Annotated in this window: 23 protein-coding genes; 12 read left to right on the forward strand and 11 right to left on the reverse strand. The window is 69.8% G+C overall.

What is annotated here, in order from left to right; genetic code table 11:
* Window positions 1-30: 30 nt before the first annotated feature.
* Complete coding sequence (locus tag OC372_RS07280) at window positions 31-594, reverse strand: hypothetical protein (RefSeq protein WP_262001345.1); 564 nt, start codon at window positions 592-594, stop codon at window positions 31-33.
* A 56-nt stretch (window positions 595-650) separates the two neighbouring features.
* On the opposite strand from OC372_RS07280, the gene OC372_RS07285 reads away from it, so the two are divergent.
* The gene (locus OC372_RS07285; RefSeq protein ID WP_262001346.1) at window positions 651-1,904 is read left to right on the forward strand and encodes an isochorismate synthase MenF; all 1,254 of its coding nucleotides are present in this window, start codon (window positions 651-653) and stop codon (window positions 1,902-1,904) included.
* 6 nt (window positions 1,905-1,910) lie between these two features.
* Here OC372_RS07285 and OC372_RS07290 read toward each other — a convergent pair whose 3' ends face one another.
* Genes OC372_RS07290 through OC372_RS07300 form a run of 3 tightly spaced genes read right to left on the reverse strand, consistent with a single transcriptional unit; the run spans window position 1,911 to window position 4,784 of the window.
* Window positions 1,911-2,753, reverse strand: a complete 843-nt coding sequence (locus OC372_RS07290; protein ID WP_262001347.1) for a polyphosphate kinase 2 family protein — start codon at window positions 2,751-2,753, stop codon at window positions 1,911-1,913.
* Window positions 2,754-2,769: 16 nt separating this feature from the next.
* On the reverse strand, window positions 2,770-4,419 hold the full coding sequence (menD, locus tag OC372_RS07295; RefSeq protein ID WP_262001576.1) for a 2-succinyl-5-enolpyruvyl-6-hydroxy-3-cyclohexene-1-carboxylic-acid synthase: 1,650 nt from the start codon (window positions 4,417-4,419) through the stop codon (window positions 2,770-2,772).
* 14 nt (window positions 4,420-4,433) lie between these two features.
* The gene (locus OC372_RS07300) at window positions 4,434-4,784 is read right to left on the reverse strand and encodes a PLD nuclease N-terminal domain-containing protein (protein WP_029260899.1); all 351 of its coding nucleotides are present in this window, start codon (window positions 4,782-4,784) and stop codon (window positions 4,434-4,436) included.
* A 74-nt stretch (window positions 4,785-4,858) separates the two neighbouring features.
* On the opposite strand from OC372_RS07300, the gene OC372_RS07305 reads away from it, so the two are divergent.
* Window positions 4,859-5,287, forward strand: a complete 429-nt coding sequence (locus tag OC372_RS07305) for a hypothetical protein (RefSeq protein ID WP_262001348.1) — start codon at window positions 4,859-4,861, stop codon at window positions 5,285-5,287.
* Window positions 5,288-5,356: 69 nt separating this feature from the next.
* Window positions 5,357-6,007, forward strand: a complete 651-nt coding sequence (locus OC372_RS07310; protein WP_262001349.1) for a DsbA family protein — start codon at window positions 5,357-5,359, stop codon at window positions 6,005-6,007.
* 14 nt (window positions 6,008-6,021) lie between these two features.
* On the opposite strand, the gene OC372_RS07315 is transcribed toward OC372_RS07310, so the two are convergent.
* A complete protein-coding gene (locus OC372_RS07315; protein ID WP_262001350.1) occupies window positions 6,022-6,564 on the reverse strand; it encodes an RNA polymerase sigma factor in 543 nt (180 codons plus the stop codon).
* Window positions 6,561-7,211 carry a hypothetical protein gene (locus tag OC372_RS07320; protein ID WP_262001351.1) on the reverse strand — a complete coding sequence of 217 codons (651 nt, stop codon included), beginning with the start codon at window positions 7,209-7,211 and terminating at the stop codon, window positions 6,561-6,563. Before OC372_RS07320 ends, OC372_RS07315 begins: the two co-directional genes overlap by 4 nt.
* 116 nt (window positions 7,212-7,327) lie before the next feature.
* Between OC372_RS07320 and OC372_RS07325 the strand changes: the two genes are divergently transcribed.
* The 3 genes from OC372_RS07325 (at window position 7,328) to OC372_RS07335 (ending at window position 11,165) form a co-directional block, all read left to right on the forward strand.
* The gene (locus OC372_RS07325; RefSeq protein WP_262001352.1) at window positions 7,328-8,134 is read left to right on the forward strand and encodes a tyrosine-protein phosphatase; all 807 of its coding nucleotides are present in this window, start codon (window positions 7,328-7,330) and stop codon (window positions 8,132-8,134) included.
* 34 nt (window positions 8,135-8,168) lie between these two features.
* Window positions 8,169-10,247, forward strand: a complete 2,079-nt coding sequence (locus OC372_RS07330) for a bifunctional lysylphosphatidylglycerol flippase/synthetase MprF (RefSeq protein ID WP_262001353.1) — start codon at window positions 8,169-8,171, stop codon at window positions 10,245-10,247.
* 93 nt (window positions 10,248-10,340) lie between these two features.
* On the forward strand, window positions 10,341-11,165 hold the full coding sequence (locus OC372_RS07335) for a nucleotidyltransferase domain-containing protein (protein WP_258134116.1): 825 nt from the start codon (window positions 10,341-10,343) through the stop codon (window positions 11,163-11,165).
* Between the two features lie 35 nt (window positions 11,166-11,200).
* Here the strand turns inward: OC372_RS07335 and OC372_RS07340 are convergent, their stop codons facing one another.
* From OC372_RS07340 to tet(42), 3 genes are read right to left on the reverse strand one after another with little or no spacing between them, the layout of a single operon-like run.
* A complete protein-coding gene (locus tag OC372_RS07340; RefSeq protein WP_105710461.1) occupies window positions 11,201-11,572 on the reverse strand; it encodes a GntR family transcriptional regulator in 372 nt (123 codons plus the stop codon).
* Window positions 11,569-12,525 carry a hypothetical protein gene (locus OC372_RS07345; RefSeq protein ID WP_262001354.1) on the reverse strand — a complete coding sequence of 319 codons (957 nt, stop codon included), beginning with the start codon at window positions 12,523-12,525 and terminating at the stop codon, window positions 11,569-11,571. The genes OC372_RS07340 and OC372_RS07345 overlap by 4 nt, the downstream gene beginning before the upstream one ends.
* Before the next feature lie 51 nt (window positions 12,526-12,576).
* Window positions 12,577-13,884 (reverse strand): tetracycline efflux MFS transporter Tet(42), encoded by a 1,308-nt coding sequence (gene tet(42), locus OC372_RS07350; RefSeq protein ID WP_262001355.1) that lies wholly within the window; start codon window positions 13,882-13,884, stop codon window positions 12,577-12,579.
* A 70-nt stretch (window positions 13,885-13,954) separates the two neighbouring features.
* Here tet(42) and OC372_RS07355 point away from each other — a divergent pair, with 70 nt between their 5' ends.
* Together OC372_RS07355 and OC372_RS07360 are read left to right on the forward strand one after the other, a co-directional pair.
* Complete coding sequence (locus OC372_RS07355) at window positions 13,955-14,569, forward strand: TetR/AcrR family transcriptional regulator (RefSeq protein WP_105710463.1); 615 nt, start codon at window positions 13,955-13,957, stop codon at window positions 14,567-14,569.
* A 60-nt stretch (window positions 14,570-14,629) separates the two neighbouring features.
* The gene (locus OC372_RS07360; RefSeq protein WP_262001356.1) at window positions 14,630-15,946 is read left to right on the forward strand and encodes a Fic family protein; all 1,317 of its coding nucleotides are present in this window, start codon (window positions 14,630-14,632) and stop codon (window positions 15,944-15,946) included.
* Here the strand turns inward: OC372_RS07360 and OC372_RS07365 are convergent.
* On the reverse strand, window positions 15,933-16,232 hold the full coding sequence (locus tag OC372_RS07365; RefSeq protein ID WP_262001357.1) for a hypothetical protein: 300 nt from the start codon (window positions 16,230-16,232) through the stop codon (window positions 15,933-15,935). The genes OC372_RS07360 and OC372_RS07365 overlap by 14 nt on opposite strands.
* Before the next feature lie 23 nt (window positions 16,233-16,255).
* Window positions 16,256-16,696 (reverse strand): alternative ribosome rescue aminoacyl-tRNA hydrolase ArfB, encoded by a 441-nt coding sequence (gene arfB, locus OC372_RS07370; protein ID WP_262001358.1) that lies wholly within the window; start codon window positions 16,694-16,696, stop codon window positions 16,256-16,258.
* 118 nt (window positions 16,697-16,814) lie between these two features.
* Between arfB and OC372_RS07375 the strand changes: the two genes are divergently transcribed.
* The 4 genes from OC372_RS07375 to OC372_RS07390 all read left to right on the forward strand — a co-directional run bounded on the left by OC372_RS07375 (window position 16,815) and on the right by OC372_RS07390 (window position 21,075).
* Window positions 16,815-17,657, forward strand: coding sequence for a helix-turn-helix transcriptional regulator (locus OC372_RS07375; protein ID WP_262001359.1), 843 nt, complete (start codon window positions 16,815-16,817; stop codon window positions 17,655-17,657).
* A 168-nt stretch (window positions 17,658-17,825) separates the two neighbouring features.
* Window positions 17,826-18,893, forward strand: coding sequence for an ABC transporter substrate-binding protein (locus OC372_RS07380; protein WP_262001360.1), 1,068 nt, complete (start codon window positions 17,826-17,828; stop codon window positions 18,891-18,893).
* Window positions 18,890-19,975: a FecCD family ABC transporter permease gene (locus tag OC372_RS07385; protein ID WP_262001361.1), complete on the forward strand. Its 1,086-nt coding sequence runs from the start codon at window positions 18,890-18,892 to the stop codon at window positions 19,973-19,975. The genes OC372_RS07380 and OC372_RS07385 overlap by 4 nt, the downstream gene beginning before the upstream one ends.
* On the forward strand, window positions 19,972-21,075 hold the full coding sequence (locus OC372_RS07390; RefSeq protein WP_262001362.1) for a FecCD family ABC transporter permease: 1,104 nt from the start codon (window positions 19,972-19,974) through the stop codon (window positions 21,073-21,075). Before OC372_RS07385 ends, OC372_RS07390 begins: the two co-directional genes overlap by 4 nt.
* Window positions 21,076-21,079: the final 4 nt, after the last annotated feature.

Below are 21,079 nucleotides of genomic sequence, written 5' to 3' on the forward strand. Positions count from 1 at the left end.
CGAGGTCGGCGCGGTTCTTCTCGTTCGAAGTCACGCGTTCAGTCTAGGCGCGAGGCCCAGGGCTTCGAGGCGGTCGAGCCACGGATCGGCGGTGGCATCGTCGAACGGTACGACCTGCGCGCGCACCCGATCCTCCAGGTCGAGCGCGAGCGTCTCGAGATGCTCCATGACGTCGACGGGATAGCCGTAGCGGACGCTGTGCTCGGCCCACTCGTCGCGGTCGTCGACCCAGGTGCCCCGGGCCCCGGCCACGCGCACGACATCGAGGTCCATGTCGATGCCGGTCGCGAGGAGCGGGTCGTCGGACCAGTGGATGTCCCACCCCAGGTCGATGTAGATCCGCATGCCGCGGCGGTGGCGACGGTTCACCGTCACGGCGTGGTCGCCGCTCGCCGGAACGAGCGTGACGTTGGGTCCGCCCGCATGGAACTCGGCCCCGGGCCGGAAGCTGTGCCAACCCACCGGCTGCCCGATCCAGTCGCCCCATTCGTCGGCGCCGAGATACACGCACTCGTGCCGCCAGTGCGGCGACCCGTCCCACTTGCGCCACTGGAAGACCATCTCGGTGCCGGGTGCGGGGCGTGCAGCGCTCATCCGTTCACCCTACGTCGGCGCAGATCCGTGCCGTGAGAGCGGCATAGGCTGGATGCGTGCACACCACCCACCTGATCGTGGAGACCCGAGAGATCGACCCGGTCGAAGACCTCCTCGCCTACGCGGATCCCGCCCGCCCGCTCGCCTGGCTGCGGCGCGGAGACGGCATCGTCGCGGTCGGCGAACCGCTGGCCGAGGTCCGTCAGCCGTCGGCGGCCGGACTGTCGCGCACTGCGGCGCTCGCGAACGCCTGGCGAGGCATGGTGGCACAGGCCGAGATCTCCGACCCCGTGGACCTGCCCGGCAGCGGGCTGGTGGCTTTCGGCGCGTTCGCCTTCGACGAGGAGTCGGCGGCCGACAGCGTGCTCGTCGTGCCGAGTCAGGTGCTCGGGCGCCACGGCGATCGCTTCTGGGAGACCCGCATCCGCCTCGCCGCATCGCCCGTCTCCGAGGAGCCGTTCGCGACCCAGCCGTACGGTCCGCACTGGGCCGGCACCGTCGGACCGGGCGCCCAGAGCCCGCAGGGCTACCAGGACTCGGTGCGCCGCGCGCTCACCCGCATCGCCGACGGCGAGCTGAGCAAGGTCGTGCTCGCGCGCGACCTCACCGGCAGCATCCCGGCCGGGTCGGACCTGCGCCGTCTCGTGCGTGCCCTGTCGACCGGCTACCCCGACACCTGGGCCTTCGCCGTGGACGGGCTGATCGGCGCGAGCCCGGAGACCCTCGTCACGGTGCACGACGGCACCGTGACCGCTCGTGTGCTCGCCGGTACCATCGGCCGGGGAGCGGATGCGGACGCCGACACCGCGGCATCCTCCCACCTCGCCTCGAGCACGAAGGATCTCGACGAGCACCAGTACGCCGTGCAGAGCGTGCTCGCCTCGCTCCGGACGCACACCCGGGCGTTGGCCGCGAGCGAGCAGCCCTTCCTTCTGAAGCTGCCGAACCTCTTCCATCTCGCGACAGACGTCGAGGGCGAGCTCGCCGACGGCGAATCGGCGCTCGACCTGGTGCAGGTGCTGCATCCGACCGCCGCCGTCGCCGGCACCCCGACGCCCGCGGCCATCGCCGCCATCCGCGAGCTCGAGCCCTTCGACCGCGGCCGTTACGCCGGCCCGGTCGGCTGGGTGGACGCCGCGGGCAACGGCGAATGGGCTATCGCCCTGCGCTGCGCACAGTTCACGGCAGGATCCGGGGAGATCGCGGTGACGGCATACGCCGGCGCCGGGATCGTCGCGGGCTCGGACCCCGAGAGCGAACTGCTCGAGACGCGGGTGAAGTTCCGGCCGCTGGTCGACGCGCTGGCCTGAGCGCGCTCAGCTCGCGGCGAGGCGCTTCTTCTCGGCCTCGACGTCGAAGTCGGCGACCGGCCACTGCGGGTCGATGTCCTCCAGGGCTGCGAGCAGCAGCTCCTGCACCGCGAGGCGGGCGTACCACTTGGCATTCGCCGGGATCACGTGCCACGGGGCCGCCTCGGTGGAGGTGCGGTCGAACACGGTCTGGTACGCCTGCATGTACTGCGGCCACAGCATCCGCTCGTCCACATCGCCGGGGTTGTACTTCCAGTACTTGTCCGGGCGTTCGAGCCGCTCCATGAGCCGCTCCTTCTGCTCCTCGGGCGAGATGTGCAGCATGACTTTGATGATGCGGGTGCCGGATGCCGCGACGCGGGCCTCGAACTCGTTGATCGCGTCGTACCGGCGCTCGATCTCCGCGGCGTCCGCCAGCTCGCGCACCTTGCCGATCAGGACGTCTTCGTAGTGGGAGCGGTCGAACACCCCGATGAAGCCCGGCTCCGGCAGACGCTTCTCGATACGCCACAGGAAGTCGTGGCTGCGCTCCTCGGGTGTCGGCGCCTTGAACGCGGCGAGCGCGACGCCCTGGGGATCGACCCCGCCGACCACGTGCCGCACGATCCCGCCCTTGCCGGCCGAGTCCATCGCCTGCAGCACCAGCAGTACGGCATCCTTCGCCACCCCGACCCGGCTCTCGGCGAACAACCTCTCCTGCAGATCGTTCAGCTTCTCGAGCCCCGCCGCGAGTTCTCGGGCGCCGTGCGACTTGCCGCCGACGTATCCGGGCTTGGTGTCGGGGTCGAGATCGGCGAGGCGGAATCCCTCGCCCACTCGTAGCGTCTGCGTCCAGCGGTGCGCGTCCATACGCACATCCTGCCAGTCAACGCGGCAGCGGCACCTCGATGATCTGACGGCCGCCGCGCGGAGTGGTCAGCGCCTGGTCGAGCGCCGTGCGGGTCGTGACCCTCTGGTACTCCCAGCCGTAGGCCGACGCGAGGTGCTCCAGGCGCACGGTGTGCGGGGTGTAGAAAGCGCGATCGAGGTCGGCCGGCGACGCGGACCCTGCGACCTCCAGGGAATCGAAGATGGTGCCGCCGCCGTCGTTGCCGATGATGACCTGGAGCCGAGGCTCGGTCTCGTCCGGAGGCAGCAGCAGCGCACCGACGTCGTGCAGGAAGGCGAGATCACCCAGCAGCACCCTCGTCACACCGGGGGCTCCGGCCGCCTGACTGGCGAGTGCGATGCCGGTCGCCGTCGCGATGGTGCCGTCGATCCCGGCGAGTCCGCGGTTGGCGTGCACGGGCACCTTCTTGCCGCCGAGCACCTGATCGGCGACGCGCACCAGCCGCGAAGAGCCGAACACCAGCCGGTCGTGCGGCCAGGTGGCCCGCCACACGGCGTCGACCAGGAGTGCACGGTCGAGCGGGCGGCGGACGGCGTCGAGCTCGGCTTTGACGGCTTCTCTGCGGGCGGCGAAGTCGGTGGAGGCCAACCCGTCGGGGTCGGGGGCGTCCTCGCTCAGGTCGACGACCTCGGCAGCCGAGGCCTGGAGCCAGTCGCCGAGCCAGGCGCGATCGGCGGGGCCGGGGGCGACGGATACGGCGCCGACGGCACGGGTGCGGTGGTTGAGGTTCAGATCCTCCCCGCCCCCGCGCACCGCGATCACGTCGACATCCGCACGGGCGAGGAGTGCTGCCACCTCACGGCTGAGCGTCGGGTGGCCGAGCACGACGACCCGTTCGATGCGCCCGCCGAGCTCGTCGCGCGACAGCGGCCGACGGTAGCCGTGCACGACCTGTCGCCCGAAGCGCGCACCGCTCACGATCTCGGCGATCAGGGGCCAGCCTCCTGCGTGGGCGACCTCCTCGGCATCCGCTCCCGCATCGGCGCCCGCGATCACGACGGTGCGCGGACCGCGCTCGAGTGCGAACGGCTCCTCCGCGAGCGGACGGGGCGCGTCGCCCGGGGCTGCCGTGATCGCGGTGAGGTCGCCCGAGAGCGGTTCCCTGGCGGGGAGGTTGAGGTGCACGGGGCCCGCGACGCCGGGCAGCGCGCCATCGACCTCGCGCGCGCCCATCGCGCCCGCCACAGCACGCTCGGCGAGCCCGGCCCAGTCACCGTCCCCCGGCACCGGGGCATCGATCTGGTCACGCACCCAGGGGTGGAAGAGACCTTCTTGGCGCGTCGCCTGATTCGCTCCGACGCCGCGGAGTTCGGGCGGACGGTCGGCGGTCAGCAGCAGCAGCGGGACACCGGCGTGGAAAGCCTCCAGCACCGCAGGAAGCAGGTTGGCGACGGCCGTGCCGGAGGTGCAGATCACGGCAGCGGGCACACCCGTCTCCCGGGCGATCCCGAGCGCGGTGAACCCGGCGACGCGTTCATCGATGCGCACGTGGACGCGCACGTGCCCGTCATCGGCGAAGCGCACGGCGGCGAGCGCGAGCGCCTGCGAGCGCGAGCCCGGCGACAGCACGACGTCGCGCACACCGTTCGCGACGAGGTCGGCGATCAGGGAAGCCGCGGCCTCCATCGCCGGCGACGCCGTCACGGGCGCGGGTCCGAGGCGGGAGGCTCGTCGGTCTCCTCGTCCAGACGGGCGAGCTCCTCTTCGAGGCGGCGGATGCGGGCATCCTGCTCGGTCTTGCTGATGCTGCGCAGGAACGCAGGGTCGTCGTCCGGCGCGATGACGGGGCGGGTACCGGAATCGTTCGCACGGCGCCGGCCGATCACGAACCAGAGGATTCCACCGATCACGGGGAGGAGCACCACGATCGCGATCCAGGCGGCCTTGGACACACCCCGGTGCCGCGTCGCCGGCTGCACTGCGCAATCGACGATGCTGTACACCCAGAACACGGCGGCGAGGAAGCCGCCGACGATCAGTAGTCTCGCCACCCCTCCAGTGTAGGCGTGTCAGCGGTGGCCCGGCCCCGGAGAGACAGAGGCACCGTTGCTAGACTGCGCGGGAAATGCTGCCCTCACCGCCGGATCGGATGCTGCGAGCGCGGGCTGATCGGACGCTGATCGCCCGCGCGATCACCGCCGTCGGCCTCGCGCTCCTGCTGGTGATCGGCGCCTGGTCCAGCTCCCACGGCCCGGCCGATGTGCACGCCACCCTCTGCCTCGCGTCCGGCGTCTCGTCTCCGACTGACACCGTGGCCGCCGGTGGTGGCCCCGACAGCGCATCCGCCGTCGATGTGCTCTCCTCCGACATCGGCGTCTGCGTGCTCGCCGTGCTGTGCGGCGTCGCACTGGTGCTGCTGTTCCTCCGGCTCCGCGGTCGGGGCTCCCGGCCCCTCGGCACCCGCGCTCCCCGCCTGACGTCGCCGAGCCGTGCCGGCCCGCGCCTCGTCGTCCCCGCCCTCTCCCTGACACAGCTCTCGATCTCCCGCACCTGACCCCGACGCGTGCAGCGAGCCGCCTCTCGCGGCATCCTTCCCCGTCGTACCCCTGTGTCTGGAGACCCCATGAAGAACTCTGTCAAAGCGACCCTGATCGCCATCGCCGTCGCCATCGTGCTGCTGATCGTCGGCATCGTGTTCGCCCTCAACCAGAAGGCGACCACCGCACCACCCGAAGGCGAGGAGCGGCAGACCGTGCGCACCGACTCGCACGTGCTCGACGACGGCGGCGAGGGCGCCGTCACCGTGGTCGAATTCCTCGACTTCGAGTGTGAGGCGTGCGGGGCGTTCTACCCGATCGTCGAAGAGCTGCGCGAGAAGTTCGACGGCGAGATCACCTACGTCGTCCGCTACTTCCCGCTGCCGGGGCACATCAACTCCACCCAGGCCGCCCTCGCCGCCGAGGCGGCGGCGCAGCAGGATCGATTCGAGGACATGTACCACCGGCTGTTCGAGACCCAGGCGCAGTGGGGCGAGCAGCCCGAGGAGACACCAGAGGTGTTCCGTGGCTTCGCCGAGGACCTGGGCCTCGACATGGCTGCCTACGACGCCGCGATCGCCGACCCCGCCACCGCGGAACGCGTGCAGGCCGACAAGAGCGACGGCGAGAAGCTCGAGGTGAGCAGCACCCCGTCGTTCTTCGTCGACGGCCGAAAGGTCGAGCTGCAGGAGTGGGACGACCTCGAGCAGGCGATCGAGAAGGCCGTCAACGGCTGACACGGCACGCCGGCTCAGGCGCCCTCGGAGACCGAGGCGCTTGAGCCGGCAGCCTCGGGCGACAGCAGCATGTCAGCGAGCCGGCGCCGAGCATTCCGATACCGCCCCCTCGCCGTGGACGCGGGGATATCGATGATGCGCGCCGCCTCCTCGAGCGTGAAGCCTTCCCAATGCACGAGCCCGATCAGATCCCTCAGATCGTCCGGGAGCCGGCGGACCGCATCACGCACATCGATCGCCTGGGCATCGTCGTGCGTGTGCGGATGGGTGGCCAGGTGGCCCCGCAGTCGCTCCGCGAGCTTCCACCGCCGCACGGATGCCCGTTCGGCGTTCGCGAGGATCCGCCTCGCGACCCCGAACAGCCACATCCGCGCCTCGATGTCGTCCTTCGGCAGGTCGTCGATACGCCGCCATGCCGTGAGCATCGTCTCGGACAGGAGATCGGCGGCGTCAGCGCTCGCCGTTCTCCGTTCGAAATACGCCAGCAGATCCGGCGAGCATGCCGAGATGCAATCGAGGGCACGGGCTCGGGCGCCCCCTCCCGACACCGGGTTCACCGGCCCTCCTCCGTGCAGATCGCCTGCCCGCTCGAGGCGATCATGTTGTCCGGCCGCTCGGGGTCGAACCCGCGCTCCTCGAGTTCGGTGATGACGACGTCATTCACCGCGCGCGACATGGCCATCTGCGCGATGACGTCGTCGACTGTGGGGAGGGTGGAGCGGCCCGATTCGATCCACGAGCGGGCGGTCTCGGTGACGTCGGGCTGCGCTTCCAGCCGACGCTCCCACTGCGCGGGATCGGCCGCCGCGACGACGTCGGTGTCCCGGAAGATGCTCTGGATCGCCGCGCGCACCTCGGGATTCTCTGCCGTGATCTCGCCCACCCGCTCCTCGCATTCGATCCCGCTGGGCAGCACATAGGTGAACGTCCCGTCCGGCGTCTCCGCCCACGGCCGCCAGAGGCCTGTGGCCGCGGCCGCTGCGCCGCCCGCCAACAGGAGGGCGACACCACCGGCGGCCGCGATCGCTCCGACCCGATGGGAGCGAGTTCGCCGACCACGCGTTCTCGTCGCGACCGAGAGCCTCGCCAGCTCCCATTCCAGCTCCGGCGTTCGCGGCGCGATCAGCTCGCCCGCGACCTGCAGCGCGCGGTCCAGATCGTCATCCCCGATGCCGCGCATCTCGTTCTCCTCGATTCGGTCCATACCTGTATATGTGCAGCACAGGACGAAACGTCCACGCCCACCCCGAAACGGTGAGAACGCCGGATGTGCACTCCCGATACGCTGAGACCAAAATCAGGGAGAGGGCCCGGACGACCATGGAACTGACGTCGATTCTGCAGGGGACGCACAACGCTCGAGAGCTCACCGGGCTCCCGCTCACCGGCGGCGGAACGCTCGCCTCCGGTCTCCTCTTCCGCTCCGACGCCCTCGCAGGGCTCACCGACGAGGGGCTGCAGGAACTCGTCGACCTCCGCATCGGGACCGTGATCGACCTGCGCACCGACGGCGAGCGCTCCCGCGCGGCGGACCGGCTTCCCGAAGACGGCACCGTCACCCTGCTGCCCCTGCCGATGCAGGGCGGCGCCATGGACGAGATGGTGAAGCAGCTGCTTCCCGCGGCGGGCGGCGCGAGCCTGTCGGTCACCCAGGTCGCCGACGTGCTGAAGCAGGTGCCGACGCTGGAGGGACTGTACGAGGCCATCCTGGAGGCGAGCGCCGCGCAGTTCGCGACCGTCGCGCGCACCGTGCTCACCGCCTCTCGCACCGAACGTCCCGGAGTGCTGTTCCACTGCACGGCGGGCAAGGATCGCACCGGACTCGCCGCGGCGATCCTGCTGTCGGTCGCCGGTGTGCCGCGCGAGGTGATCGTCGAGGACTACACGCAGACGGAGAAGAACCTGGCTCTCGGTTTCGCCGAGGCGCTCACCGGACTCATCACCTCCCTCGGCGTCCCCCTCACTCCCGCCCTCAAGACGCTGGCGACCGAGTCTCCCGCCTCGGCGATCGAGGCGGCCCTGGAGTGGATCGACGCGAACCACGGCGACGTCTCGGGCTATCTGCGCAGCGGCGGCATGACGAACGACGAGATCGCGGAGCTCCGCCGGGTGCTGCGCGGCGAGTAGCCACAGCACGGAGTCCCCTCGCTACGCTGAGCGCATGACTGAGGAGCGCTCCCCCACGCCCCGCCCGGCCATCGCCGTCGTCCGCCGCATCCCGGCGACGCTGATCATGGCGCTGCTCATCCTCATCGTCGGGGTCGCCTGGAACGGGCTCTGGGCACCGTTCGAGGACACGAAGCTGTTCTCGACCGTGGCCTACGGTCTGCCGAACCTCGTCGACGGCAAGTGGTGGACCCCGCTGACCGGCACGTTCTTCGTGAACCAGCCGTGGGTCTACGTGTTCACGATCGCCGGCTTCTGGGGCATGGCGTACCTGGAGTTCCGGCGCGGATCGCGGGTCGCACTCGCGTACTACTGGATCGGTCAGCTGTTCGCGATCTTCGCCACCGCGCTGCTGCTCCTCCTGCTCTCGCAGTTCCCCTGGGAGTGGGCCACGACCCAGGCGCAGGCGCTCGACGTCGGAGCATCAGGCGGAACCATGGCCTGCATCGCCGCGGCCGTCGGACTGTTCCGCCCACCGTGGCGGGTGCGCGGCTGGCTGATCCTGCTCGGCTTCGTGTTCATCGCGATGCTGTTCTGGGGCAAGATCGCCGACCTCGAGCACCTGCTCGCCGTGCTGCTGATCCTCGTGGTCGACCGCTCGCTGCGCGTGCGGCACACGACCGTCCGCGAGCAGAGGCTGATCGCGGTGATAGCCATCCTCGTGCTCGGCGCGGTCGAGATCATCACGACCCTCCTCCCCACCGACGGCCCGTTCGGCCCGACCGAACCCGCATCGGGTGGCTTCATCGACCTCGCGATCGACGTCGTCGTGATCCTGGTGCTCGTGAACGGTCTGCGCCGCGGCCGCCGCTGGACCTGGGTGCTCGCACTGCTGCTCGGCCTCTTCAACGTCCTGGTCGCGGCGCTCGTGCTCACCCTCATCACCGTCTTCAGCCAGGCCCAGGTCGACTTCCGCTGGGACGGCGAGACCGAGCTCTCCCTGGCGAACGGTTTCCTCTGGCTGGTCATGCTCGTCTACCTCATCTGGGTGCGCCGGGCGTTCGGGGCCAGGCGCAAGACGAAGCTCGGCATCCAGCCCTCCCCCACGGCGGACGACATGAAGAAGGAGCTGCGCACGCACGGCGGAGGCACGCTGTCGTGGATGACGACCTGGGACGGCAACAGCTACGCCCGGGTGACCGGCGGCATCGTCGCGTACCAGCGGCGCAACGGCGTGGCGCTGGCGCTCGCCGACCCGATCGGCCCGGCGGATTCTCGCGCCGAGGCCGTGACGGAGTTCATCCGCACCGCTGAGCAGGCAGGTCTCGTGCCGTGCTTCTTCAGCGCCGATGAGGCCACCCGGGCCGCCGTGCCCTCGACCTGGCGCAGCATCGTCGTGGCCGACGACACGATCGTCGACCTGCCGGGGCTGGAGTTCACGGGTAAGCGGTGGAACTCCGTGCGCACCTCACTCAACAGAGCCGGCCGCGACGACATGACCTTCCGGATGACGCACCTGAAGGCCGAGTCCTGGGGTGTGCAGCAGCAGCTGCGGGCGATCTCCGAAGCCTGGGTCGGCGACAAGGATCTGCCGGAGATGCGCTTCACCCTCGGCACGCTCGATGAGGCGGAGGACCCGGAGGTGCGCCTCGCGCTGGCCGTCGCCCCCAACGGCGACATCGACGGGTTCCTCTCGTGGCTGCCCGTGTACGGCGGCGACGGTGCGGTGCGCGGGTGGACGCTCGATCTGATGCGGCGCCGCGACGGCGGGTTCGGCCCGGTGATGGAATATCTCATCGGATCCTCAGCGAAGCAGTTCTCCGAGGAGGGGGCCGAGATCATGTCGCTCTCCGGCGCTCCCCTCGCCCACGACTATCCGCCGGATGCCGGAGTGATCGCCGCGCTCAGCGACCGGCTGGCGGATGCCCTGGAGCCGGTCTACGGCTTCGGCTCACTGCACCGTTTCAAGCAGAAGTTCCACCCGCGCTACGAGACCATGTACCTCCTGTTCCGCGACGAGAGCGATCTCACCCGCATCGGCGGCGCGCTCACGCGGGCGTTCCTGCCGGATGCCACCCTGCGGCAGTTCGCCGGGGCCGGACTCGAGCTCGTCCGCGGCGGTGGAAGGGACTGACTATTACGTTTTCCGGATAACACAACGCGATGCGGATTTCCGGATATCACCCGCCCCGCACCCGGCGGGCACGACGTGAGTACGATCGGTGTCGTGCTCGATGAAGACCGCCTCCGCTCCATGGCCGACGAACTCACCGGCGTGCCCGGTGTGCGCGCCGTCACACTCGGAGGCAGCCGAGCCCGGGGCACGCATCGCCCGGACTCCGACATCGACCTGGGTCTCTATGTCGACGCGGACGTCGACCGCGCGGGCCTGGGGCGTGTGGCGAGCAGCTGGACGGGTGCGCCCGTCGAGATCGCCGAACGGGGCGGCTGGGGTCCATGGGTCGACGGCGGCGCCTGGCTGATCGTCGACGGCGTGCCGGTCGATCTCATCCTCCGCGACGTGGACCGGGTGGCGGAGCAGTGCGCTCGCGCCGCGAGGGGCGAGTTCGCCTTCCACCCCCAGCCGGGGCATCCGCTCGGCTTCCTCGACGTCGCCTACGCCGGCGAGGTCGCGACGAGTGTGCCGCTGCGCGACCCGGAGGGGATCCTGATCGGCCTCGCCCGCAGCGTGACCCCCTACCCGGAGGCACTGCGGGATGCGTTCCTCACGAACCTCTGGCAGGTCGACTTCCTGCTGAACGCCGCCCTGAAGGGTGCGAAGTCCGGTGACGTCGCCTACGTGTCGCTGTGCGGGACCACGACGACCATGCTCACCGCGCACGCCTGGCACGCCTCGGCCGGCAACTGGGTCACGAACGAGAAGGGGCTCGTCACGAACGTCGCTCGCCTGCCGATCGACACCCGCGGGTTCAGTGCGGCGGCCGCCGAGGCGCTCGGGAGTCTCGGCACCTCCCCCGAAGAGCTGCTCGCATCGATCGTGCGGCTGCGGGAACTCCCGCGCCCGGTCGCGCACCCGGCGGATGTCCGCTGACGAAACCACGCGACGCCCGAAGGCCCCGGATCGGCTCAGTGCGCCGCGGGCGTCTGGGGGTGCAGTGCGAGCCAGGCGGTCCGGACGGCGCTGAGGGCCTGGTCGAGGTCGAGATCGCCGATGGTGCTCACGTAGCGCTTCGCCGCACGCTGAACCTCTGGAGGATGTGCTTTCCCCGGCGCGACTCGGGTTCCTCGAGTTCTGCTGGTTTCGATGAGACCTTCGGATTCGAGGGTCGCGTAGGCCTTCGCCACCGTCCCGGCCGCGACGCGCAGATCGGCGGCGAGTTGGCGTATGGAGGGCAGTCTCTGGCCGTCGGCGAGGTCCCCGGAGCGGATCAGGTCGGTGATCTGCCCGCGGATCTGCTCGAAGGGGACGACGCTGCTCTGTGGATCGAAGGTGATCATCGAGGCAGCCCCGCAGGCGCGGTCTCGGCGTTCCGCGGACCGGCCGGTGCTCCGGCCGCGAGCGCCGCGTCCGGGAGCGTGAAGGCCCAGAGCGTGGCGAGCGTGAGGACGACGATGCTGCCGATCATCAGGACGAGTCCCGCTCCCGCGAGCGTCTGACCGAGCACGTCCCAGATCGGGGGGACGCCTTCGAAATAGGTGTTGTGCATCGCCGACCCCGATTGGAGGGCGGTACCGCCGAACTGGAGCAGGAGCATCGCGCCGCCGACGGCGAGGATGATCCGATTGGTCGCCCGCCGCCAGCCGGCATCCACGTCGGCGCGCTCGCGCTGGGGCAGTGCGGGTGTGGAGCTGACGCGCCAGAGCGCGAGGAACGTGGCTGCCACGAGGACCACCGTCGCCACGAGAAGAGGAACACCATAGAACCAACCGGGGTAGGGGCTGCTGGCGCTGGCGGAGTCCGCGGTCTGGAAGGCGATGGTCCGGTAGCGGCCCGATCCGTCCGGACTCGACGTCACCCCCGTGAAGATGAGGAACGCGACCTGGAGGATCACGGCCGCCGCGAGCAGGCCCGCTCCCAGCGGGGGCACGAACGACAACGGCGTCCGCGGTGTCAGGGACGCCTCGCGTGCGGCGCCGGAGGCGACCACGACCGCACGAGGCGGGGTGGCGGAGTAGAGAAGCAAGCCCGCAGAGCCGCCCAGGGCAGGGGCGAGAGCGATCGGAAGTCCCACCAACGACTGCAGGAAGGACCCGGCCAGGAAGAGGGCGACGATCACGGCGCCGGAGAAGACGACGGCGATCACCGCCCGCCGCCTGGCCGCGTCGAGAAGCGACTGGACGGATGCCGCCAGCGGCTCGATTCGCCGTGGACGGCCACGGACGACCAACCACACGACGGCGACCACCGCCGCGACGCAAACGATGTATCCGACAAGCGCGATCCCCGCCATGATTCTGCCTCCGTGTATCACTCAGGTGATACAGAGTCTGCCCGTGGTGTATCAATCTGTCAATACACCAGCCGACGGCTCACGCGACGCGACGGGCTCCCGCGGGGCATCCGCGCCCGCACCGCCAGGGCGCTTGGCGGTGTTCGCGATGTGAGCGCGGCTGACCACGACCACGGCGACGATCATGATCGCGACGCCCAGCCAGTACGGGGCGGCGGGGCTGACCAGTGCGTAGAGCGCGCCCGCGATGAGCGGGGCCGCCGTGCCCATGGCCGCGTTCAGCGACTGCGTCGCCCCGCCGAGCCAGCCCTGTTCGTCGTCGCCGACGGCGTTCGACATGGCGCCGTCCATCGCAGCCTGCGAAGCACCCTGGCCGGCGGCGAGCATGAGGGCGCCGACGATGAACACCCACGGCTGGGCGAAGATCGACGCCACGATGGCGAGGGCTGCGAGGCCGATCATCTGCGTGACGATGCCGCTCACGATCACACCGCGCTCCCCGATGCGCGGGAGCAGGATGCCGAGCAGCACGCCCTGGATGAGGATGTCGATGATGCCGACCGCCGCGGTCAGGAGTCCGATCTGCGTCGGCCCCCACTGGATCGAGTCGAGCGCCAGCACGCTGAAGTTGTTCACGAAGAAGCCGAACGGCAGGGCGAGCAGGCCGAAGCCGATCATGAGCCCGCGCAGCTCCTTGCGTCCGAACGCCTCCTTGAACACCGCGAAGGGCTGCACGTCACGGAGCTTGATCGTGGCGATGCGGTTGCCGGGCTTCAGGCTCTCGGGGAGCAGGAAGATACTGAGGATCGCGATCGTGAGGGCGACCGCGGCAGTGAGGAAGACCGGGAGTTGGAGGCTCACGGCGGCGAGCAGACCGCCGATCCCCGGGCCGATCATGGTCCCGATGCCGGACAGCGCACCGAGCAGGCCGAAGCGCTTGGCACGCTGCTCGGGCGGGGTGATGTCGGCCAGGTAGGCGAAGAGGGCCGGCAGGTCGCCGGCCGTCAATCCCTGGATGACGCGGGCGAGGACGAGGACCCAGATCGCGCCGCCGATGCCGAACAGCGCCATCGAGAACGCGGCCCCGAAGGCGGCGACGATGATGACGGGTCGACGGCCGAACCGGTCGGAGAGGCGGCCGAGGAACGGTGCGGCCAGGAAGGCGCAGAGCCCGTTGACCGCCTCGAGCACGCCCACCCAGATGGCGAGGTCACTCTCGTGCGAGACGTACTGCAGCACCACGAAAGGCAGGACGGGGAGGACGACCGTCATCCCGATGACAGTCAGCATCGTCAGCACGATGAGCATGATCCACGCGCGGTTCTGTTCCCGACGCGTGAGGGGGTTAGGTGAAGTCATACCGAAAGTGTAGCGATACCAGTTTTGGTGTCAAGCCAGTTTTGTGGTCGGTTCACGATAAGGTGAGGACATGACGACCCCAGAGCCCCTCGGGCGCCGCGAACGGAAGAAGGCCGCGACCCGCAAGGCGATCTCCGACGTCGCGACGATGATGTTCCTCGAGCGCGGCTTCGACAACGTGAGCATCCGCGAGGTCGCCGACGCCGCCGACGTCTCCCCCACCACCGTCTTCGCGCACTTCCCGCAGAAGGAAGCCCTCGTCTTCGACGAGGACGACGAGCAGCGCGACCGCCTCGTCTCCACCGTCCGAGACCGGCCGACGGGCACCACGATCAACCGTGCGATCCACGACTTCTATACGGCCGAGCTCCGCGCGAACGTCGACGAGCACGGCAACGACGTCACCCGTGTGTTCCTGCGCTTCCTCAACGAGACGCCGGCACTGCGCGATTACGCGGCGAAGATGTGGCTCCGGCACGAAGACGCGCTCGCCGACGCCATCGCCGAAGAACTCGGTCTCGCCGACCCGATCGCCGAGATCCGTGTCTACGCCCGGTTCGTGCTGCAGATGCAGCTGCTCGTCAACGACAGCGACGACCCCCTCGGCACCCTGGACGCAGGATTCCGGCTGCTCGACAGCGGCTGGGCGCCGATCGAGGCGAAGATCGCCGAACTCCGGACTTGATTAACTTTAGATGCGCTAAAGTTAATCAAGCGACACGGTCGCCCACGTTAGGAGGCGACCATGGCACGTTTCGTCGAACGCTTGTGGAACCCGACCGGGTACGGTCAGCTGAGCCGACGCGACCGCGCGGCCGGACGCTACCGCGCCTACATCCCCGATGAACTCGGGTCTGCACTCCCTCCGATCGGCCCCGACGCCCAGGCCGCTGCGGAAGACGCCCTCACCGTACTCGCGCGTGCCGACGAGCGCATCGGCTCCCGATCCTCCTATCTGAACCACCTGCTCATCCGGTCGGAGAGCATCTCGTCATCATGGATCGAAGGCAACCGCATCACACCCAAGCGCCTCGCGGTGGCCGAGCTCCTCCATCACGGTCCCCGCGTCGCGCTCGACGTGATCGCCAACGTCCGCGCAACCGAAGACGCGATCGACACGCTCGCAGATCACCGTCACGTCATCAGCGTCTCCGACATCGAGGATCTGCAACACGTGATCGAGCCTTCCCTCGAGCGCGGGCTCCGGACGGAGCAGAACTGGGTCGGGGGAGCCGGGTGGAGCCCCCTGCGCGCCGAGTTCATCCCCCCGCCCGAGTCCGAGGTGGAACGACTGGTGTCCGACCTTGCCGGATTCCTCACCGAGACCTCAGGAAATGCCGTGGTCCGTGCCGCCATCGCCCATGCCCAGTTCGAGACGATCCACCCTTTCATCGACGGCAACGGGCGCACCGGGCGGGCGCTCATCCACACGGTACTGCGACGTGCGGATGCCGTGCGCCATGCACTGATCCCGATCAGTACCGTCTTCGCCGGCGATACGGATTCATACATCGCCGGCCTCTCGGCCTTCCGAGCGGACCCTCCGCGCCTCGACGAATGGGTGCTCGGCTTCGCGAGGGCGACTGAGATCGCCGCCACCAACGCGGTGCGCCTCGCGGATGACATCGCCTCGCTGGACGCACAGATCAAGGCCGACTTCATCACCTACCGCCGCGCGCAAGGCCTCGCGCCTGCCGTGCCGAGACGCGACTCCGTGGCCCTCCGCATCCTGGAGCACCTTGCGGCCGAGCCGGTCCTGACGCTCGATTCGGTCGCCGAGCGCCACGGCGTCTCGACCACGGCCGCCCATCGAGCCCTCACACTGCTGGCCGACGCAGACATCCTGTCCCGCACCAAGGACCAGCGCGGACGGCTCGTGTGCTGGACCGCCGATCGCCACCTGGCCCTCGTCGCGCTCACCGAACGCAGCAGCCGCGTCGGCGGGGCTGATACTGCGGCGCGGCCCCCGAGATCAGGGCCGCCCCTTCCGGACGTCGACCGCCTCGGACCGCTGCGCGCGGAGCCGATCGACGGCGACGAGACCGCGATCAGGCGACAGTGACCGAGGTCGAGGCGTAGTCCGCGAGCTCGATCGCCTCGGACTTGTCGAGCATCCGCGCGACGATCTGTCGCATCGGCCAGTGGTGCATGAGCCGAGCGGTGAACACCCGCATCCGGAGCATGAATCGACCGCGCGGAAGGAAGCCGTCCACACCACCGGGAGCCAGCGTGTGGGCAGTCGCGACGTAGGGATGCATGATCTCCTCGTAGCGGGCGAAGGCCGCGGCATGATCTCCGGCCGCACGCCCGAGCTCGCCGGCCAGCACATACGCGCTGCTCGACGGCATCGAGAGCTGGTTGCCGCGCGGACTCAGTCGTCGCGAGGTCGGCGGCGCAGGCTCGTGACGTCGGTGCGTCGCTGCTTGGCTTTGAGGCGACGCTCCTTCGACCCGCGACTCGGCTTGGTCGCACGACGCGGGGGCGCCGGCGGCCTCAGCGCTTCGGCGACCAGCGCGACCAGCCGGTCGCGCGCGGCGTCGCGGTTGCGCAGCTGCGCACGGTGCTCGGATGCCGCGATCGTCAGCACCCCGTCGACCAGACGGCCGCTGAGCCGATCGAGGAGCCGCTCGCGCTGATACGGCGTGAGCGCAGTGGAGTTCGCCGCGTCCCACACGAGTTCCGCACGCGAGTCGGCGGTGTTCACGCCCTGCCCTCCCGGACCCGACGACCGCGAGAAGCGCCACGACAGCTCGGCCTCGGGGATCGTGAGACCCGACGAGACCCGCAGACCGGGGCGATGGGCGGAAGGCATGTCTCCATCATCGGGCCTCACGCAGCCTCCCGCTGCAGCCCGGCTAGCATTGCGGGGTACGGCGAGCCGCGCGGCATCCGCTCCACGGCTGCACGCGCGGCCCTCACGCGGAGCGCGAATGAACTCATACCGGCAGGACGACTGGGCGGCGAGCCCCTCGTTTCCGTCGACCGTGGCCGAGCCGTACTTGATGGGCACGGGCGTCGTCACCGGGGAGGACACCGGCGCTCGTCCGCTCTCCCCTCCGCACAGCCACGCCGACCCGATGCTCGCCTGGTGCTACCGCGGCACGGTCTGGGTGCACCTGCAGGACGCGCGGTGGCGCCTGGCCCCGGGGCAGGGCGTGTGGATCCCCGCGAACACCCCGCACACCGCCCATCACGAGCCCGACTCGATCGGCTGCTACACCTACATCCCGGATACGGCCCTGCTCGCTCCGGTCGACCAGATCACCCGAGTTCTGGTGCCGCGGGCGGTGCAGGAGATGCTGCTCCACCTCGGCATCAACGACATGCCCACCGACTTGCGCGTGCGCATCCAGTCGGTGCTGATCGAGATGCTGCAGCAGCCGCTGCCCGAGGCCGCGAGCGAGTGGGGCGAGGTGCCGATGCCCACCGACGAACGGGTCGCCCCGCTGGTGCAGGCGGTACTCGCCGACCCCGGCGATCCGCGAGGTTCCGTCGAGCTGTTCCTCGCGCACGGACTCCACGAGCGCACGGTCCTGCGCATCTTCCAGAACGACGTCGGCATGAGCTTCGGCCGGTGGCGCACGGGAGTCCGGATGACGCTGGGCGCGCGCCTGATCGTGGACGGCACACCCATCGGCGCCGCCGCGCACCGCTGCGGCTACGCGACCACGAGCGCATTCTCCGCCGCCTTCAAGGAGCGGTTCGGAATCACCCCCCGCCAGCACGTCGCGCGCGTGCAGGCCGACACCGCCCATCAGCTGTACTGGCGCTGACCGCCCACGGTTGTTCCGACCGCCATTGTCGGTTCCACGACACAAGTCGTCGCTCCCGCGACACTGAGCGAGCCATCCGCGTTCTAACATCGTTCTGTTAGGGCATGCTTACCTAACTTCTCGCCGCGTCGACGCGGCACACCCCTCCCCCCTTCCCGAAGGAGAACCATGTCGCACGCTTCTGCGCGCCCGAAGATCCGCCGAGGCTCGGCCCTCGTCGCCGCGGCCATCGCCGCCGCGCTCACCCTGGCAGGGTGCACGGCATCCGGTGAAGCCGCCGGATCCGCACCCACGTCGGCCGCCGTCGACGGGGTGGTCATCGAGCACGGCCACGGGAAGACCGTGATCCCCGAGAAGCCCCAGCGCGTGGTCGCCCTCGGCTGGATGACGCCCGACATCGTCGCGGCCCTCGGCACCAACCCGGTCGGCATCGAAGAGGTCTGGGGCGCCGACGAGAGCGGCTACCAGCCCTGGTTCGAGGACTACGTCACCGAGGAATACGGCGAGACCCCCGAGATCATCCCCTTCGTCGAGGACGGCCCGAACTACGAGGCCATCAAGGAGCTCAAGCCCGACCTGATCCTGAGCCTCTACTCGGGCGTCACCGACATCGAGTACGAGCGCCTGAGCGAGATCGCTCCGACGGTGCCGTACATCGAGGGTCCGTGGAACCCGGGCACCTGGGAGGGCATGACCCGCACGGTCGGCAAGGCCCTGTCGGAGGAGACGAATGCCGAGGAGCTGATCGCCGAGACCGAGGAGCAGATCACCACCCTCTCCGGAGAGCACCCCGAGTTCCAGGACAAGACCTTCGTCTGGGGTCTGACCCTGAACGAGGGCGGCACCGACCTCGGCGTATACCTCGAGTACGACCCGCGCGTGCGCATCACCGAGGCGCTGGGCTTCACCTCCACCTCGGCGATGGACAGCTTCCTCGCGAGCGCCGAGGGCGACAACTGGTACACCGGCGTCAGCCTCGAGAACCTCTACGACGTGCAGGCCGACCTGTTCGCAGCCTGGGGCGGCAGCGCGGATGAGGGGAAGTACACGGTCGAGAACAAGGTCGTCTCCCGTTGGGAGCCGATCGCCGACGGGTCGTACGTGATCTACGCGAACGACGCCGAGGCCTCCGCGATCAGCGCACCGACCGTGCTGTCGCTGAAGTACATCCTCCCGAAGTACGTCGACGACCTCGCAGCCGCACTGCAGGGCGAGCCGACCATCGACGGGAAGTGACCCGCGAGATGTCCCTGGCGACGCATGACGACACGGACGTCTCGAACACAGGTGCGGGGAGTCGCAGCGACGACTCCCCGCACCGCAACGGGACGCTGGTGCCGGGACTCATCGTCTCCACCGCGGTGCTGGTGGTCGCCGTCATCGCCTCGCTCGCGATCGGCAGCCGGGCGATCGATCCCCTCATCGTGCTCCAGTCCCTGTTCTCCTACGACGACGAGAACCCGCTGCACCTGATGGTCATGGAGCTGCGGGTGCCGCGCACGCTGCTCGGCATCGTCGTCGGTGCCGCCCTCGCCGTGTGCGGCGGACTCATCCAGGCCTTCACCCGCAACCCGCTGGCCGACCCCGGCATCCTCGGAGTCAACGCCGGCGCCTCCTTCGCCGTCACCTTCGCGGTCGGCGTGCTCGGCCTGACGGCGCCGGGCGCCTACGTGCCGTTCGCCCTCGCGGGGGCCTTCGTCCTGACCGTGCTCGTCTACGTGCTCGGCTCGTTCGGGGCGTCGGGCGCGACCCCCATGAAACTCACGCTCGCCGGAGTCGCCCTCGGCGCGGCCTTCACCGGATTCACCACCGCGATCGTGCTGCGCGACCTCGGCACCCTCCAGGTCATGCGCTTCTGGGGTGTCGGCTCGATCGGCGGACGGACCCTCGACCAGCTCGCGTGGGCAGCCCCGCTCATCGCGATCGGTCTGCTGATCGGTCTCCTGTGCGCGCGCTCGCTGAACGCCCTCGCCCTCGGCGATGACCTCGCGCAGGCGCTCGGCGCACGCGTGCGCGTGACGCGGATCCTCGTCATCATCGCCGTCACCCTGCTGGCAGGAACCAGTGTCGCCGCTGCCGGCCCCATCGCCTTCGTCGGGCTCATGATCCCGCACATCGTCCGCTGGTTCACCGGACCCGATCAGCGCTGGGTGCTGACCTACTCGATGGTCATCGGCCCGGCGTTCCTGCTGTTCGCCGACATCCTCGGCCGCATCGTGCTCCCGAACGGGGAGATGCGCGTCGGGATCGTGACCGCTCTGCTCGGCGCCCCGATCCTGATCATCCTCGTGCGCCGGAAGCGGGTGAGCGGACTGTGAGCATCGACCAGAAGTCCGTCACCCTGCCCGCCATCAACTCTTCGCACACCGAGTTCGCCCCGGTCGATCACGGCCGCCGCCTGATCCGGATCGAGACCCGGCGCATCGCCGCCCTCATCCCGGTGCGCTCCGTCATCGTCAGCGTCGTGCTCATCATCGTCATCGTCGGAACCGGCCTGGCCTCGATGACCATCGGCGCCTACGAGATCGACTTCCCCGCGGTCCTGCGCGCCATCGTCGATCCGGCATCCGACCCCGACATCCGCCAGGTGGTCTTCGAGTGGCGTCTGCCGCGCGTGCTCTTCGCGGTGCTGTGCGGAGCAGCGCTGGCCCTCGCCGGCGGGATCTTCCAGTCCCTCACGCGCAACCCGCTCGGCTCCCCCGACATCATCGGCTTCGGGATCGGAGCCCAGTTCGGCGTGACGCTCGTGATGATCGTGCTCGAGCTGAGCACCTACATGTTCAAGGCGGCGGGAGCCCTCGTCGGTGGATTGCTCACCGCGCTGCTCGTCTACGTGCTGGCCAACAAGAACACGATGTCGTCGTTCCGCCTCATCATCGTCGGCATCGGCGTCTCGGCCGGCCTCGGGTCGCTCACCTCGTGGATCCTCATCTCGGTCAGCGTCGAGAAGGCGATGATGGCGGCGACCTGGGGCGCGGGCTCGCTCGCCTCGCTCGGCTTCGACCAGCTGATCCCGGCGGCGATCGTGTTCGCGGTCGTGACCGTGCTCTCCCTCCCCCTCGCCCGCACGCTGCCGGTGCTGGAGATGGGCGACGACGCGGCCACCGCGCTCGGCATCAGCCCCGGGCGCACCCGCCTCGCGGCCATGGTCTTCGGCGTGGCCCTGGTCGCTCTCGTCACCGCCGCCGCCGGACCCATCTCGTTCATCGCCCTCGCGGCCCCGCAGATCTCGCAGCGGCTCACCCGCTCGAACACCCCGATGGGCACGGTGCCCGTGATGCTGACCGGCGCCGCGCTCGTCGTGGTGTCGGATGCCGTCGCCCAGCTCGTCGCCGTGCCGGTCGGCGTCGTGACGGTGTCGGTCGGCGGCATCTACCTCGCCTGGCTGCTGGCCGCCCAGTACGCGCGCCGCACCTGAAAGG

This window comes from Microbacterium sp. Mcb102, from assembly GCF_024519805.1.
Taxonomy (GTDB): domain Bacteria; phylum Actinomycetota; class Actinomycetes; order Actinomycetales; family Microbacteriaceae; genus Microbacterium.

Coding starts and splice junctions, on each gene's coding strand:
- OC372_RS07325 (WP_262001352.1), top strand. CDS start 7,328: ATGGAACTGACGTCGATTCTGCAGGGGACGCACAACGCTCGAGAGCTC.
- arfB (WP_262001358.1), bottom strand. CDS start 16,696: ATGCCTTCCGCCCATCGCCCCGGTCTGCGGGTCTCGTCGGGTCTCACG.
- OC372_RS07355 (WP_105710463.1), top strand. CDS start 13,955: ATGACGACCCCAGAGCCCCTCGGGCGCCGCGAACGGAAGAAGGCCGCG.
- OC372_RS07345 (WP_262001354.1), bottom strand. CDS start 12,525: ATGGCGGGGATCGCGCTTGTCGGATACATCGTTTGCGTCGCGGCGGTG.
- OC372_RS07380 (WP_262001360.1), top strand. CDS start 17,826: ATGTCGCACGCTTCTGCGCGCCCGAAGATCCGCCGAGGCTCGGCCCTC.
- OC372_RS07360 (WP_262001356.1), top strand. CDS start 14,630: ATGGCACGTTTCGTCGAACGCTTGTGGAACCCGACCGGGTACGGTCAG.
- OC372_RS07365 (WP_262001357.1), bottom strand. CDS start 16,232: ATGCCGTCGAGCAGCGCGTATGTGCTGGCCGGCGAGCTCGGGCGTGCG.
- OC372_RS07280 (WP_262001345.1), bottom strand. CDS start 594: ATGAGCGCTGCACGCCCCGCACCCGGCACCGAGATGGTCTTCCAGTGG.
- OC372_RS07320 (WP_262001351.1), bottom strand. CDS start 7,211: ATGGACCGAATCGAGGAGAACGAGATGCGCGGCATCGGGGATGACGAT.
- OC372_RS07330 (WP_262001353.1), top strand. CDS start 8,169: ATGACTGAGGAGCGCTCCCCCACGCCCCGCCCGGCCATCGCCGTCGTC.
- OC372_RS07310 (WP_262001349.1), top strand. CDS start 5,357: ATGAAGAACTCTGTCAAAGCGACCCTGATCGCCATCGCCGTCGCCATC.
- OC372_RS07305 (WP_262001348.1), top strand. CDS start 4,859: ATGCTGCCCTCACCGCCGGATCGGATGCTGCGAGCGCGGGCTGATCGG.
- OC372_RS07340 (WP_105710461.1), bottom strand. CDS start 11,572: ATGATCACCTTCGATCCACAGAGCAGCGTCGTCCCCTTCGAGCAGATC.
- menD (WP_262001576.1), bottom strand. CDS start 4,419: ATGGAGGCCGCGGCTTCCCTGATCGCCGACCTCGTCGCGAACGGTGTG.
- OC372_RS07375 (WP_262001359.1), top strand. CDS start 16,815: ATGAACTCATACCGGCAGGACGACTGGGCGGCGAGCCCCTCGTTTCCG.
- OC372_RS07290 (WP_262001347.1), bottom strand. CDS start 2,753: ATGGACGCGCACCGCTGGACGCAGACGCTACGAGTGGGCGAGGGATTC.